At 70.2% G+C, this 13,033-nt stretch carries 13 protein-coding genes; 9 read left to right on the top strand and 4 right to left on the bottom strand.

Translation table 11 applies throughout. The annotated features are described in order from the left end of the window. Nucleotides 1-74: 74 nt before the first annotated feature. Both WFQ05_RS08105 and arfB read right to left on the bottom strand, forming a co-directional pair. Nucleotides 75-656, bottom strand: coding sequence for a lysophospholipid acyltransferase family protein (locus WFQ05_RS08105; protein WP_234852743.1), 582 nt, complete (start codon nt 654-656; stop codon nt 75-77). A gap of 25 nt (nt 657-681) precedes the next feature. Beyond that, the gene (gene arfB, locus WFQ05_RS08100) at nt 682-1,113 is read right to left on the bottom strand and encodes an alternative ribosome rescue aminoacyl-tRNA hydrolase ArfB (protein WP_130521545.1); all 432 of its coding nucleotides are present in this window, start codon (nt 1,111-1,113) and stop codon (nt 682-684) included. A 266-nt stretch (nt 1,114-1,379) separates the two neighbouring features. Here arfB and WFQ05_RS08095 point away from each other — a divergent pair, with 266 nt between their 5' ends. Beyond that, a complete protein-coding gene (locus tag WFQ05_RS08095) occupies nt 1,380-2,090 on the top strand; it encodes a DUF2059 domain-containing protein (RefSeq protein ID WP_337053387.1) in 711 nt (236 codons plus the stop codon). 387 nt (nt 2,091-2,477) lie between these two features. Here WFQ05_RS08095 and ung read toward each other — a convergent pair whose 3' ends face one another. Further along, the gene (gene ung / locus WFQ05_RS08090; protein ID WP_337053386.1) at nt 2,478-3,194 is read right to left on the bottom strand and encodes a uracil-DNA glycosylase; all 717 of its coding nucleotides are present in this window, start codon (nt 3,192-3,194) and stop codon (nt 2,478-2,480) included. A gap of 121 nt (nt 3,195-3,315) precedes the next feature. Next, complete coding sequence (gene tsaD / locus WFQ05_RS08085) at nt 3,316-4,344, bottom strand: tRNA (adenosine(37)-N6)-threonylcarbamoyltransferase complex transferase subunit TsaD (protein ID WP_337053385.1); 1,029 nt, start codon at nt 4,342-4,344, stop codon at nt 3,316-3,318. Between the two features lie 123 nt (nt 4,345-4,467). Between tsaD and rpsU the strand changes: the two genes are divergently transcribed. The 8 genes from rpsU (at nt 4,468) to dnaG (ending at nt 12,951) form a co-directional block, all read left to right on the top strand. Beyond that, a complete protein-coding gene (gene rpsU, locus WFQ05_RS08080) occupies nt 4,468-4,683 on the top strand; it encodes a 30S ribosomal protein S21 (protein ID WP_002808376.1) in 216 nt (71 codons plus the stop codon). A gap of 162 nt (nt 4,684-4,845) precedes the next feature. Further along, complete coding sequence (locus WFQ05_RS08075; protein WP_337053384.1) at nt 4,846-5,292, top strand: GatB/YqeY domain-containing protein; 447 nt, start codon at nt 4,846-4,848, stop codon at nt 5,290-5,292. Between the two features lie 163 nt (nt 5,293-5,455). Then, complete coding sequence (locus WFQ05_RS08070; RefSeq protein ID WP_337053383.1) at nt 5,456-7,744, top strand: TonB-dependent receptor; 2,289 nt, start codon at nt 5,456-5,458, stop codon at nt 7,742-7,744. A gap of 30 nt (nt 7,745-7,774) precedes the next feature. Beyond that, entirely contained in the window at nt 7,775-8,044 is a 270-nt protein-coding gene (locus WFQ05_RS08065; RefSeq protein ID WP_337053382.1) for a hypothetical protein, read from the top strand. Next, nucleotides 8,041-8,316 (top strand): hypothetical protein, encoded by a 276-nt coding sequence (locus WFQ05_RS08060; protein WP_337053381.1) that lies wholly within the window; start codon nt 8,041-8,043, stop codon nt 8,314-8,316. The genes WFQ05_RS08065 and WFQ05_RS08060 overlap by 4 nt, the downstream gene beginning before the upstream one ends. Then, nucleotides 8,313-9,878, top strand: coding sequence for a PepSY-associated TM helix domain-containing protein (locus WFQ05_RS08055; RefSeq protein WP_337053380.1), 1,566 nt, complete (start codon nt 8,313-8,315; stop codon nt 9,876-9,878). Before WFQ05_RS08060 ends, WFQ05_RS08055 begins: the two co-directional genes overlap by 4 nt. Before the next feature lie 74 nt (nt 9,879-9,952). After that, nucleotides 9,953-10,942: a YihY/virulence factor BrkB family protein gene (locus WFQ05_RS08050; protein ID WP_130521526.1), complete on the top strand. Its 990-nt coding sequence runs from the start codon at nt 9,953-9,955 to the stop codon at nt 10,940-10,942. 278 nt (nt 10,943-11,220) lie between these two features. Continuing rightward, nucleotides 11,221-12,951, top strand: coding sequence for a DNA primase (gene dnaG / locus WFQ05_RS08045; RefSeq protein WP_130521525.1), 1,731 nt, complete (start codon nt 11,221-11,223; stop codon nt 12,949-12,951). Nucleotides 12,952-13,033: the final 82 nt, after the last annotated feature.

Genomic DNA, 13,033 nt, shown 5'->3' with positions numbered 1-13,033 from the left:
GTGCTGAGGAATGAGTAACGGGCGCGGGCAGAAGATCCGCGCTCATTCGCGCCTCGTTCCTCTCCGCCCGCTCCTCAGACGGTGCCGCGCGTCTTCCCCATCCACGGCCGGTACCAGGCGCGGATGGCGGCCATGTCGGCCTCCATGTCGGCGCTGGTGTGGAACACCGGCCCCAGGCCGATGATCTTCTCGGGGTAGTGGAAGTAAGCCATCAGCACCGGCACATCGGCGGCGCGGGCGATCTTCCAGAAGCCCGCCTTCCACTTGTCCACGCGGTTGCGCGTGCCCTCGGGGGTGACCACGAACCAGATGCGCTCGCTGCGGCGGATGGTGTCCACCGCGGTGCTGACCACACCGCCGGCGTTGGCACGGTCCACCGGCACCACGCCCAGCTTGTGCAGCAGGATCGACAGCGGCCACCAGAACAGGCTGGCCTTGGCCAGCACCTTGACCTCGAAGCCCATCGCGATCTTGGCCGCCATGCCCCACAGCCCGTCCCAGTTGGACGAATGCGGGGCCACGATCATCACCAGCTTGGGGATGTCCGGCAGCTCGCCGGCGATGCGCCAGCCGCTCAGGCGCAGCAGCGTGCGCGCGCACCAGCGGTTGAAGCGGTTGGGCTTCACACGCGGCATGTTGCGGGGGGTGGCCGGCATCTGGCCCGGCGGCCTCGGGGTCGGGTCAGTCCCAGTCACGTGCGGTCCGGTTGCGCTTGATCTGGCCACGGGTCTTCTTCTCATCCAGCCGGCGCAGCTTGGAGGCGCGGCTCGGTCGGGTCGCCACGCGCGCCTTGGGCACCGACAGGCTGGCGGCGATGATGTCGGCCAGGCGCTCGCGTGCGTCCTGGCGGTTGCGGTCCTGGGTGCGGAAGCGCTGCGCGTCGATCACCAGCACCCCCTCGTCGGTCAGGCGCCGGTCGCGACGCGCCAGCAGGCGGCTGCGCAGGGCCTCGGGCAGCGACGGCGAGCCGGCCACGTCGAAACGCAGCTCCACCGCGCTGGACACCTTGTTGACGTTCTGCCCACCGGCGCCGCTGGCGCGCACGAAACGCTCGACCAGCTCCTCCTCGGGGATCGACAGCGCAGGGGTGATCTGGAGGGAACCGGCCGGCATGGCCGCGATTGTAGGACAAGGCGATGACACGCCGTGCGATGCCGCGACATGCGGGCCGGCGCCCATCGCGGTCCTGAACCCCGGCCCGCGCGCGCACCTGACGAGTCTGTCATCGCGCTTTGCGAGCGAGGCGAACCGACGCAGAATCGCCGCCCTTGCTTAGTGAAATTTTTACACGCACCCCGCGCCGGCTCGGCACCATCGCCGGTCACGTTGCGCGCCTTTTCGAGATCCACATGCCACGCCGTCGATTCACGTCCGTCCTGTTGTTGCTGTCCCTGCTGGCGGCGGTCTGCGCGCCCGCGCTGGCCCGCGTGCCGACCGACGAGGAGATCGACCGACTGCTGGCCGCCTCGCGCGCGCAGAGCATGCTGGCGGCGATCCAGCCCCAGGTCGAGGCCATGCAGCGCGAGCAGTTCGCCCAGCTGACCCAGGGCAAGACGCTGACCCCGCAGCAGCAGGCCGAGATCCAGCAGATCCAGGCCAGGACCTCCGAGATCGTGCGCCAGTCGCTGGCCTGGGAGCAGATGCGCCCGGTCTATCTGGACGTGTACCGCAAGACCTTCGACGACGACGACGTCAAGGCGATGACCAAGTTCTACGAGAGCAAGGCCGGCCAGCGCCTGCTGGACCGCACGCCGGCGGTGATGCAGAGCCTGATGGTCGGCATCCAGCAGAAGATGATCCCGCAGCTCGAGGCGCTGCAGGCCGAGGTCAAGACCGTCTCGGCCGAGCCCCTGCCCGCCCCGCCAGTGTCCCCGCCGGAGGAGCGCCGCAAGTCGGCCACGACCAGCAGCACCCGCAAGAAGGCCACCTCGACCAGCAAGAAGTCGAGCACCAAGTCGAGCACGAAGAAGTCCAGCTCCAGCAAGTCGAGCGGCAGCAAGTCCGGCTCGACCAAAGCCAGCACCACCAAGAAGGCCACCACCAGCAAGACCCCGGCCAAGAAGACCACCACGACCAAGAAGGCCTCGTAGCGCCGCGACCGGCGCAGGGCCACAGCCCTGAAGACGGCGTCCGCGACCTTGCCGCCAGCCGCAGCCGCAGCCGCAGCCGCAGCCGCAAAGCCTCACGCCTTTCTCGGCGCGCAGACGAAGCGGAACCAACCACAGCCCCTTCGTCCCCCCGAAGTCCAGAACAGCCCCTCCCCTTTCGCGAAGCGAAGGGGGAGGTTGGGAGGGGGTGCTCTTGCTTTTGACTTCCCCGCGAAAAGCAACCCCTCCCCCTCAGTCGCTAGCCGCGACTTCGAGCTCCCCTTGGCCTGCGGCCAAAGGGAGGGGGCAGAGCGCGCGCGCTTCAGGAATGGCTGATCAAGAAGTCGTCCCCGCCAGGGAGAAACAACAGAGGCGCTTCTACCGGAAGCCCTAAAGCGCCAACTGCGCCCGCGGCGGCAGACGCCAGTCCACCGCCCCCAACCCATGCCGATCGAGGTACTCGCTGGCCTGCGAGAAATGCCGGCAGCCCAAAAAGCCCCGATGCGCCGACAGCGGCGAAGGATGCGGCGCCTTCAGCACCCGATGCCGGCGCGGATCGATCACCTTGCCCTTGGCCTGCGCATAGCTGCCCCAGAGCAGGAACACCAGATGCTCGCGCTCCTGCGCCAGCGTCTGGATCACATGGTCGGTGAAGCCCTCCCAGCCCTTGCCCTGATGCGCGCCGGCGCGGCCCTCCTCGACCGTCAGCACCGAGTTGAGCAGCAGCACGCCATGGCGTGCCCACGGCATCAGGCAACCGTGATCCGGCGGAGTGAAGCCGATGTCGCTGGCCAGCTCCTTGTAGATGTTCTGCAGCGACGGCGGCACCGGCACGCCCGGCAGCACCGAGAAGCACAGCCCATGCGCCTGGCCGGCGCCGTGATACGGATCCTGGCCCAGGATCACCACCTTGACCGCCTCGAACGGCGTGGCATCGAACGCCGCGAAGATCTGCGGCCCCGGCGGAAACACATGCGCCCCGGCCTGCTTGCGCTGACGCAGGAACGCCGACAGCGCCTGCATCTCCGGCCGCAGCAGCCAATCGCCCACCCGCGCCTTCCACGAAGGCTCGAGCTGGATGCGGGGCTGGGAAGCGTCTTCGGTCATCGCGTCATTGTAGGCGGCGCCGATGCTTGCTTGTGCGGGTGGCAGCCGCCTGTAGAGCGGAGCTCGCTCCGCTGGGGCCTTCCCCACGAACCGAACGAAGCGCAGCGGAGCAAGCTCCGCTCTACGCCACCGCCGGCAGCGTGGCCATGTCCCAGCGCGGGGTGACGTGGACCTGCGCGTCGCTGCGCTGGCCGGCTTCCAGGCGCAGGGCGCCGGCGAAGGCGATCATCGCGCCGTTGTCGGTGCACAGCGCCGGGCGCGGGAAGCAGGCGCGGCCGCCGCGCTGTTCGCACATGGCCTGCAGCCTGGCGCGCAGACGCTTGTTGGCGCCCACGCCGCCGGCGATCACCAGCGTGTCGCTGCCGGCCGCCTCCAGCGCGCGCTGGCACTTGATCGCCAGCGTGTCGACCACCGCGTCCTCGAAGCCGCGTGCGATGTCCGCGCGCGTGGTCTCGGACTGATCGCTGTCGCGCCAGGCCAGCAGCACCTGCGTCTTCAAGCCGGAGAAGCTGAAGTCCAGGCCCGGGCGGTCGGTCATCGGCCGGGCGAAGGTGTAGGCCCCCGGCGTGCCGGTCTCGGCCAGCCGCGCCAGCTGCGGGCCGCCTGGATACGGCAGGCCCATCAGCTTGGCGGTCTTGTCGAAGGCCTCGCCGGCCGCGTCGTCCAGGGTCTCGCCGAGCAGGCGGTACTCACCGATCCGGTCCACCGCCACCAGTTGGGTGTGGCCGCCGGAGACCAGCAGCGCGACGAAGGGCGCCGCGGGCGGGTCGTCCTCCATCAGCGGCGCCAGCAGGTGGCCTTCCATGTGGTGCACGCCGATGGCCGGCAGGTCCAGCGCCCAGGCCAGCGCGCGGGCCACGCCGGCGCCCACCAGCAGCGCGCCGACCAGGCCGGGCCCGGCGGTATAGGCCACGCCGTCCAGATCGCGGGTGGACAGGCCGGCCTCGCCCAGGGTCTGGCGGATCAGCGGCAGCAGCTTGCGCACGTGGTCGCGGCTGGCCAGCTCCGGCACCACGCCGCCGTACTGGGCATGCAGGGCGATCTGGCTGTAGACCGCGTGGGCGCGCATGCCGGCCGCGCCGCCCAGGGCGGTGTCGTAGACCGCCACGCCGGTCTCGTCGCAGGAGGTTTCGATGCCGAGGACTTTCATGGCCACAGGATGCGCCCGGCGCAGGCCCTTTTCCAGCCCGCGCGCTTGCACGGCACCGGACGAGCCGCTATAGTGCGCGGCTCACCGGGTCAGAGCCCGGTCATTTTGTGTCCCGGAGATTCCATGCCCAGCGTCAAAGTCCGCGAAAACGAGCCGTTCGAGTTTGCGCTCCGTCGTTTCAAGCGCACCTGCGAAAAGGCCGGCGTGCTGGCCGAAACCCGCAAGCGCGAGTTCTACGAAAAGCCGACCCAGGAGCGCAAGCGCAAGGCCGCTGCCGCGGTGAAGCGCCAGCTGCGTCGCTCCTCGCGCGACGTCACCAAGCGCCAGCGCCTGTACTGAGCGAAGGCGGGTCGTTGCGTCGGCCACCGCTCCGTGCGGTGGCTCGGCGGCAAGCCAGACCAAGAGCCGGCACGCGCGAGCGTCGCCGGCTTTTTGTCGTCCCTTAGATTCCTGTTCCCGCGCGGGTGTTTCGACCCGCGCGCCCTGCCCCGGAGGATGGCCATGAGCCTCAAGCAGCAGCTGACCGAAGACATGAAGACCGCCATGAAGGCCGGTGAGAAGGATCGCCTGGGCGTGATCCGCCTGATCAACGCGGCGATCAAGCAGCGCGAAGTCGACGAGCGCATCGCGCTGGACGACGCCGCGGTGCTGGCCGTGCTGGAGAAGATGGTCAAGCAGCGCAAGGACTCGGTCAGCCAGTACGAAGGTGCCGGCCGCGAGGACCTGGCCGCGATCGAGCGCGCCGAGCTGGCCATCATCGACACCTACCTGCCCGCCAAGCTGGACGAGGCCGCCATCGCCGCGGCGATCGATGCGGCCATCGCCCAGACCGGCGCCGCCGGCCCGGCCGACATGGGCAAGCTGATGGGCGTGCTCAAGCCGCAGCTGGCCGGGCAGGCCGACATGGGCCTGGTGTCCAAGCTGGTCAAGCAGAAGCTGGCCGGCTGAGCCCGCGCCCCGGCGCGCCGCCTGCGGGCCGCGCGCCGTCCGCCCGCCCTGCGCGGGCTGCAATCGAAAGCGATTCTCATCTACACTTCCCGGGCTGGGTGCAAGCCTCTCGCCGCGCCCGCCAGCAGGTCCGCCTTGCAAGGACCTCCCGGGGAAGTTCCACATGTCCGCTCCCACCCACCGCGCCGGCCTGCGCCCGACGTTGTTGACCCTGGCCGTGTTGACGGCCCTGCCCGCCGCGGCCCAGCAGACGCCCACGGCGGCCACCGCCACGGACCTGGACAAGGTCACCGTCAAGGGCGAGAAGACCGACCGCTCGCTGCAGGACACCGCCTCCAGCGTGGCGGTGACCACCAGCGCCAGGATCGAGCAGGAGAACCTGCTCTCGCTGTCGGACCTGATCAACCGCACGCCCAACGTGACGCCGATGTACGGCCAGCGCGGCTTCACCATCCGCGGCATCGCCGACGAGTCCGGCGCGCCCAACCCGCTGGCCACCATCTATCTGGACGGCGCGGCGCTGCCCAGCCAGGCCAGCGACAGCCTGCCCACCGACCTGTGGGACCTGTCCCAGGTCGAGATCTTCCGCGGCCCACAGTCCACCATCCAGGGCCAGAACGCCCTGGCCGGCGCGATCGTGATGCGCAGCGAGGACCCGACCATGGATTGGAGCGGCCGCGCCCGCGTGCTGCTGTCCGACCCGTCGGACAAGCGCTACGCCGTCGCCGGCGGCGGCCCGCTGGTGAGCGACGAATTGGCCTTCCGCGTGGCCGCCGAGAAGCGCGATTTCGACGGCTACGTGTGGAACCCGACCCGCCAGACCGGCGAGGACGCGCTGGAGAGCACCAATGCGCGCTTCAAGCTGCTGTGGACGCCCAAGGGGCTGCCGGGCCTGACCGCGCGCCTGACCTGGATCAACGACAACCGCGACGGGCCGTACATGTACACCTACGCACGCAGCGATGTGCGCGACCCGTTCGACCATCCGATCAACACCTCCGACTTTCCCAACACCACCCGGTCCCACGCGCAGATCGGCACGGCGCAGGTGGACTACGACTTCGGCAACGCCTGGACCCTGTCCTCGGTGACGGCCTGGAGCAAGGTGACGACCGCACGCAGTGCCGACAACGATCTGGGACCGGTGGATTCCGCCCACACCCTCACTGACGGCGACTACCGCGGCCGCTCGCAGGAGCTGCGCGTGCACTACGCTGGCGAGCGCCTGGACGGGCTGCTGGGCGCGTACTGGTCGCGCGCGGAGGATGGCAACATCCAGTCCAGCCGCACCAATGTGACCACGCCGGTGACGACCATCGCCGGGGTGCTGCGCGCCTCGGGCTTCCCGGCGGCCAACGCCACGGCCATCGCCACGCGCTACGCGCAGGCGCTGCCGGTGATCCCGGTGGACTACGACAGCGATGCGCCGACCGAGTCGGAGAACAAGGCGCTGTTCGGCGATGGCCAGCTGCGGCTGGCGCCGGCGTGGACGCTGCTGGGCGGGTTCCGCTACGACCGCCAGGACTACACCTTCTCCAACGACACCAATGCGGTGTTCGCCGGCACCCTGCCCGATCCGGGCGGCTTCGGCGCGGCCGGCTCGCTGCTGTACCGGGCGGTGGTGGGCATCAACCAGGCGGTGCTGGGCCTGGTGCGTTCGGCCAGCGGCGGCTACGTGGCGCCGACCACGCGCAGCTTCACCGCCTTCCTGCCCAAGGCCGGGCTGCGCTGGGACTTCGCCGCGGACAAGTCGCTGGCGCTGACGGTGCAGCGCGGCTATCGCTCGGGCGGTTCGAGCTTCAACATCGCCCGCAGCCAGGTGGTCGCCTACGACCCGGAATACACCTGGAACTACGAGGCGGCCCTGCGCACGCAGTGGCTGGACGGGCGCCTGACCTTCAACGCCAACGCCTATTACATCGACTGGAAGGACAAGCAGGTCACCGCCTACTTCGGCCTCAACACCTACGACTACAACACCGTCAACGCCGGCCGCGCGCACCTGTACGGGCTGGAAGCCGAGACGCGCTACCGCGTGAGCGAGGGCTTCGACCTGTACGCCTCGCTGGGCGGCACGCGCACGCGCTACGACGAGTTCAAGACCATCCAGGGCGCGACCATCACCGACTACAGCGGCCAGGAGTTCGCCTATGCGCCGCACTGGACGCTGGCGGCCGGTGGCAACTGGCGCTGGGCGCAGGGCTGGTTCGGCAATCTCAACGCCAACTTCCGCGACAGCATGAAGTTCAGCGTGGGCAGCGGCGCCGAGGGCGCGCCCTCGCGCACGCTGGTCAACGGCAAGCTGGGCTACGGCAACCTGGACTGGAGCGCCTACGTGTTCGGCAGCAACCTGCTGGACAAGGGCTATGTCCAGTACGCCTGGGGCGATCAGCCCAACATGGTGATCGGCGCGCCGCGCGTGATCGGGATCGGGTTCGAGGCCTACTGGTGAAGCGATGAAGCGCATGCGCGAGGCAACCCGATGACGACGCTGTACCTGCTCGGCGGCCTGCTGGCCGCGCTGGCGTTCTACCTGGCGTGCGCGCATCAGCGCCTGCGGCCATCGCTGCGCGCGCATGCGCGCGCCCTGCGCGTGGCCGGCTGGCTGCTGTGCGCGGCCTGCCTGGGGCTGGCCATCGCGGTGCTGGGGCCGTGGGCCGGTGCGTTCGCCGCATTGAGCGCGGTGATGCTGGGCCTGGTGGCGCTGCCTTACCTGGATGCCTGGCGCCAGGCGCGCAAGGTGGCGCCATGACCGGCAAGTGGCTGGCGGCGATCCTGCTGGGCCTGCCGCTGTCCACCGGCGTGGTCGGGCTGGCGGCGCTGCTGTGGCCGGGCCGGCTGGAGGTGCACACCTTGCCGCTGTTGCTGCTGTCCTTCCCGGTGTGGATCGGGACGATGTCGGCGGCCTTCGCCTGCCGCAACGGCGCGCGCGCCTGGCTGTGGCTGGGCGGGGCCACGGTGCTGGCCTACGCCGCGCTGTATGCGGCCAAGGCGCTGGGCTGGGCCGCGGAGCTGCCGGCATGAAGGCCGCGACCCTGCGCAGCTTCCTGTCGCTGCATACCTGGGCCGGGCTGCTGGCCGGGATGGCGCTGTTCATCGCCTTCTATGCCGGCGCCTTCAGCATCTTCACCCACGACTTGAACGACTGGGCGCCGCGCCCGGCCGCGGCCGATGCCAAAGGCGCGGACCCGGCGCAGACGCTGGCCCGCGCACAGGCGCTGGTGGACACCATGCAGCGCCAGCATCCGGACGCGCGCGATGCGATGTTCCTGGTGTTGGCCGGCGAGCACGGCCCGGTGCCGCGCGTGTTCCATCAGCCGCCCGGCGGGCGGGAGACCTTCCAGTACCGGCTCGACGAACACGGCGCCCTGCAGCAGCTGCCGCAGCGGGTGGGCTTCGTCGATTTCCTCTACGACCTGCACTTCACCGCCGGCCTGCCGCGCACCTTCGGCACCTATCTGTTCGGCGTGGTGTGCGTGCTGTACGGGCTGGCGCTGGTGTCCGGCGTGGTGGCCTATGCGCCGGTGCTGCTGAAGGACCTGTTCGCGCTGCGCGTGGGCAGCAACCTCAAGCGCCTGTGGCAGGACGCGCACAACGTGATCGGCATGCTCTCGCTGCCCTTCCACGTGATCTTCGCCTGGTCGGGCGCGGTGCTGACGCTGGGCCTGGTGCTGCTGGCGCCGTTCCAGTATCTGGTGTTCGGCGGCAAGCTGATGCAGGTGCTGGCGTCGGACTTCGAAGTCGTCCCCCACGTCGCGCCGGCCAAGGTCGCCGCGCCGACGCTGCCGGTGGCCGAGCTGATCCGCCGCGCGCAGCTGGCGCTGCCGGGCATGGAGGTGGACTCCATCGCCTACCACGACGCCGGCGATGCCAATGCCAAGATCGAGCTGTACGGCGAGATCGACCAGCGTCATCTCAACACGCTGGCGGTGGTCGCGCTCAACGGCGCCAGCGGCCAGGTGCTGCGGGTGGTCGATCCGCGCGCGATGTCGCCGGGCACGGCGATGCTGCGCGGGCTGCAGGCGCTGCACTTCGGCAACTACGGCCACGGCGCGGTGCACTGGCTGTACTTCGTGCTGGGCCTGGGCGGGGCGTTCCTGTTCTACAGCGGCAACCTGCTGTGGATCGAGGCACGGCGCAAGCGGCGCACGCCGCAGCAGCCGACGCGCACGCAGGTGATGGCGCGGCTGACGCTGGGCGTGTGCCTGGGCTGCGTGGGCGGGGTCTCGGCGCTGTTCATCGCCGGCGCCCTGCTGCCCGAGGCGCAGGCGAAGTTCGCCTACTACGCGGTGTTCTTCGCGCTGCTGCTGTGGGCGCTGCTGCGTGCGCCGGCCAGGGCCGGTGCGGAGCTGCTGTTCGCCTGCGCGGCGCTGACCGCGCTGGTGCCGGTGGCCGGGTGGATCGGCACCGGCGAGCATCTGTTCGCCGCGCTGTGGCACGGGCACTGGACACGCTTCGGCGTGGGCGCGATCGCGCTGCTGCTGGCGCTCGCGTACTGGCGCATGGGCCTGGCCGCGCGCCGTCGCGCTCGTGCCGGCGAGGCCAACAGCGTGTGGTCGGCCCAGACACCCGCCAGCGCGGGCTGATCCATTCGATCACCGACTGGTGACACCCCTGCGGGGCATGCTGATCGGCAACCGTCGCAACGCCGATCAATGCCATGCATCTGCCCTCGTCCGACAAACTGAGCCGTCGCCTGCAGAAGCTGCAGGACAGTTTTCCGGTGGCGCTGGCCAAGCGCTTCTCCGAGAGCGACCTGATGACCCAGGCCGCGGCCCTGACCTTCTATGCGCTGCTGTCGCTGGCGCCGCTGCTGGTGCTGTTGCTGTGGATCGTGGCCTCGCTCTACCCGCCGGCGCAGGACGAGCTGCTGCGGCAGATCGCTGGGCTGGCCGGGCCGCAGGCCGGGGCCGTGGCGCGCACCGTGCTGACCAACGCCAAGGCCCAGCCCAGCGTGGGATCGCTGGCCGGGCTGTGGAGCACGCTGCTGCTGTTCGTCGGCGCCACCGCAGTGTTCGCGCGCCTGCAGGCCGCGTTGAACCTGATCTTCTACACCGACCGCACCGCGCTGACGGGCGGTGTATGGGATTTCCTGAAGAAGCGCGTGTTCTCCTTCGGCGTGGTGCTGGGGCTGGGCTTCCTGCTGATCGTCTCGATGATGGCCGCCACCGCGCTGCAGGTGGTGCTGGCCAGCGTGCCCTCGCTGCTGCCGGTGCTGGGCAATGCGCTGACCTTCGTGCTGTACGCGGCTGCGTTCGGTTTCCTCTACCACTATCTGCCCGACCGGCCGGTGGAATGGCGCCAGGCGCTGCTGGGCGGGGTGATCACCGCCGGGCTGTTCATCGCCGGGCGCTACGGCATCGGGCTGTACCTGGCGAGCACCGACCCGGGCAGCGCCTACGGGACGATGGGCGCGATGGTGATCATGCTGGTGTGGCTGTACTACGCCACCGTGGTGTTCTTCGTCGGCGCGCTGCTGACCGCGGTGATCGACGAGCGGATGGACGCCCGGGCCGCGCACCGGGCCGCCGAGCGCGAGGCCGTCTTGCGCCAGAGTTCCACCGAGCGCCCCGAGGCGGTCGATCCCGACGCCCAGGCGCTGCCGGCGCAGGAGCTGCCTTCGCATCAGGATGGGGCGCCGCGGGTCTGAGGGTTGTGGGGCGCGCCTCGGCGCGCTGGCTGCTTTAGGAAACGCTGGGTCTTTGCCTCTTTGCGGAACGCGGGAGAGGGAGGCTGGTTGGGACGGTCTGCGCGAAGAGCGACCCCTCCCCCTCAGTCGCTAGCTCGCGACTTCGAGCTCCCCTTCGCCTTCGGCGAAAGGGAGGGGGCCGAAAACGGGCTGGCGCGAGGGAGAGGGCACGCACGACCGGGTACAAGGGAAGGCCGGGGCGGCTTGGCTTGACGGGCGTGGCATCCTAGTCGTCTGCCATGGCCCGTATTCCCGACGCTTTCATCGATGACCTGCTCGCCCGGACGGACATCGTCGAGGTGATCGGCACGCGCGTGCCGCTCAAGCGGCAGGGCAAGGAGTACGCGGCGCGCTGCCCGTTCCACGACGAGCGTTCGGCCAGCTTCACCGTCTCGCCGGTCAAGCAGTTCTATCACTGCTTCGGCTGCGGCGCGCACGGCACGGCGATCAGCTTCCTGATGAACTACGACCGCCTCGAGTTCCTCGATGCGGTCGACGAGCTGGCCAAGCGCGCCGGCATGGAGGTCCCGCGCGAGACCGCCCAGCGCAACCAGAGCGACGACAGCCGCGAGCTGTACACGATGCTGGAGGCCAGCGCGCGCTTCTTCCAGCGGCAGCTGGAGGCCAGCGACAAGGCCAGGGCGTACCTGGACGGGCGCGGCGTGGACGCGGCCACGCGCGCGGCCTTCGGCATCGGCTATGCGCCCGACGGCTATTCGGCGCTGAAGGACGCGCTGGGCACCGACGCGCGCCGGATGCAGCTGCTCGAACGCGGCGGCATGTTCTCCAAGAACGACCGCGGCCACGTCTACGACAAGTTCCGCGACCGGGTGATGTTCCCCATCGCCGACCGGCGCGGGCGCACCATCGCCTTCGGCGGGCGCGTGCTGGACAAGGACGACGGGCCCAAGTACCTCAACAGCCCCGAGACCGCGCTGTTCCACAAGGGCCGCGAGCTGTACGGCCTGTGGCAGGTGCGCCAGGCTAACCAGAAGATCGAGAAGCTGGTGGTGGTGGAGGGCTACATGGACGTGGTCAGCCTGTTCCAGTTCGGCGTGAAGTACGCGGTGGCCACGCTGGGCACGGCGACCACGCCGGACCATGCCGAGCTGCTGTTCCGCAATGCGGCCGATGTGTACTTCTGCTTCGACGGCGACGCGGCCGGGCAGCGCGCCGGCTGGCGCGCGCTGGAGTCGGTGCTGCCGCGGATGAAGGACGGGCGGCAGGCGTTCTTTTTGTTCCTGCCCGACGGCGAGGACCCGGACACCATCGTGCGCAAGGAGGGCGCCGAGGGCTTCGCCGCGCGCCTGGCCCAGGCCACGCCGCTGTCGGAATTCTTCTTCGACGAGCTCTCGCGCGAGATCAACCTGGGCACGCTGGACGGCAAGGCGCGCCTGGCCGAACGCGCCAAGCCACTGCTGGCGCAGATCCCCGACGGCGCCTTCGGCGACCTGATGCGGGCGCAGCTGGCGCGGATCACCGGCGTGGGCGCCAACCCGCCGCCGGCGCCCGCGGCGGCGCGCCCGGTCGCGCGGCGCGCTCCGTCCGGCCCGCAGCAGCGGCCCAGCCTGGTGCGCAGCGCGATCCTGCTGCTGCTGCACGCGCCGTCGCTGGCGCTGGAAGTGCCGATGCCCTACACCTTCGCCGGACTGCGCCTGCCCGGCATCGCGCTGCTGACCGAGCTGCTGGACATCATCCAGGCGCGCCCGGAGATCACCCCCGGCGCGCTGCTGGAGCACTTCGCCGAACGCGAGGAGCTGCCCGCGCTGCAGAAGCTGATGATGCAGGCCCTGCCCGGCGAGGAAGCCACCTGGCGCCAGGAGCTGCACGATGCGGTGGTGCAGCTGGAGAAGCAGACCCTGCAGCAGCGCCTGGACGAACTGCTGGCCAAGCAGCGCGCGCAGGGCCTGGACGACACCGACAAGTACGAACTGCGCGAACTGCTCAAGGCGCGCGCATCGGGGCATTGAGCGCTGGCGGTTCCCACCCACAGCCCATGCTCCAAAGCGCGCTCGGACTCATCGACCTGGCCGGTAGAATCGAGGTCCCCAC

This window comes from Pseudoxanthomonas sp. USHLN014, from assembly GCF_037153335.1.
GTDB classification, from domain to species: domain Bacteria; phylum Pseudomonadota; class Gammaproteobacteria; order Xanthomonadales; family Xanthomonadaceae; genus Pseudoxanthomonas_A; species Pseudoxanthomonas_A winnipegensis.
The sequence above is the reverse complement of the archived record's forward strand: the minus strand, read 5'-3'. Positions and strand labels throughout refer to the sequence as shown.

Excerpts from the sequence above, each read along its gene's own strand:
- WFQ05_RS08105 (WP_234852743.1), bottom strand. The coding sequence starts at position 656 with ATGCCGGCCACCCCCCGCAACATGCCGCGTGTGAAGCCCAACCGCTTC.
- arfB (WP_130521545.1), bottom strand. The coding sequence starts at position 1,113 with ATGCCGGCCGGTTCCCTCCAGATCACCCCTGCGCTGTCGATCCCCGAG.
- ung (WP_337053386.1), bottom strand. The coding sequence starts at position 3,194 with ATGACCGAAGACGCTTCCCAGCCCCGCATCCAGCTCGAGCCTTCGTGG.
- tsaD (WP_337053385.1), bottom strand. The coding sequence starts at position 4,344 with ATGAAAGTCCTCGGCATCGAAACCTCCTGCGACGAGACCGGCGTGGCG.
- rpsU (WP_002808376.1), top strand. The coding sequence starts at position 4,468 with ATGCCCAGCGTCAAAGTCCGCGAAAACGAGCCGTTCGAGTTTGCGCTC.
- WFQ05_RS08075 (WP_337053384.1), top strand. The coding sequence starts at position 4,846 with ATGAGCCTCAAGCAGCAGCTGACCGAAGACATGAAGACCGCCATGAAG.
- WFQ05_RS08070 (WP_337053383.1), top strand. The coding sequence starts at position 5,456 with ATGTCCGCTCCCACCCACCGCGCCGGCCTGCGCCCGACGTTGTTGACC.
- WFQ05_RS08065 (WP_337053382.1), top strand. The coding sequence starts at position 7,775 with ATGACGACGCTGTACCTGCTCGGCGGCCTGCTGGCCGCGCTGGCGTTC.
- WFQ05_RS08060 (WP_337053381.1), top strand. The coding sequence starts at position 8,041 with ATGACCGGCAAGTGGCTGGCGGCGATCCTGCTGGGCCTGCCGCTGTCC.
- WFQ05_RS08055 (WP_337053380.1), top strand. The coding sequence starts at position 8,313 with ATGAAGGCCGCGACCCTGCGCAGCTTCCTGTCGCTGCATACCTGGGCC.
- WFQ05_RS08050 (WP_130521526.1), top strand. The coding sequence starts at position 9,953 with ATGCATCTGCCCTCGTCCGACAAACTGAGCCGTCGCCTGCAGAAGCTG.
- dnaG (WP_130521525.1), top strand. The coding sequence starts at position 11,221 with ATGGCCCGTATTCCCGACGCTTTCATCGATGACCTGCTCGCCCGGACG.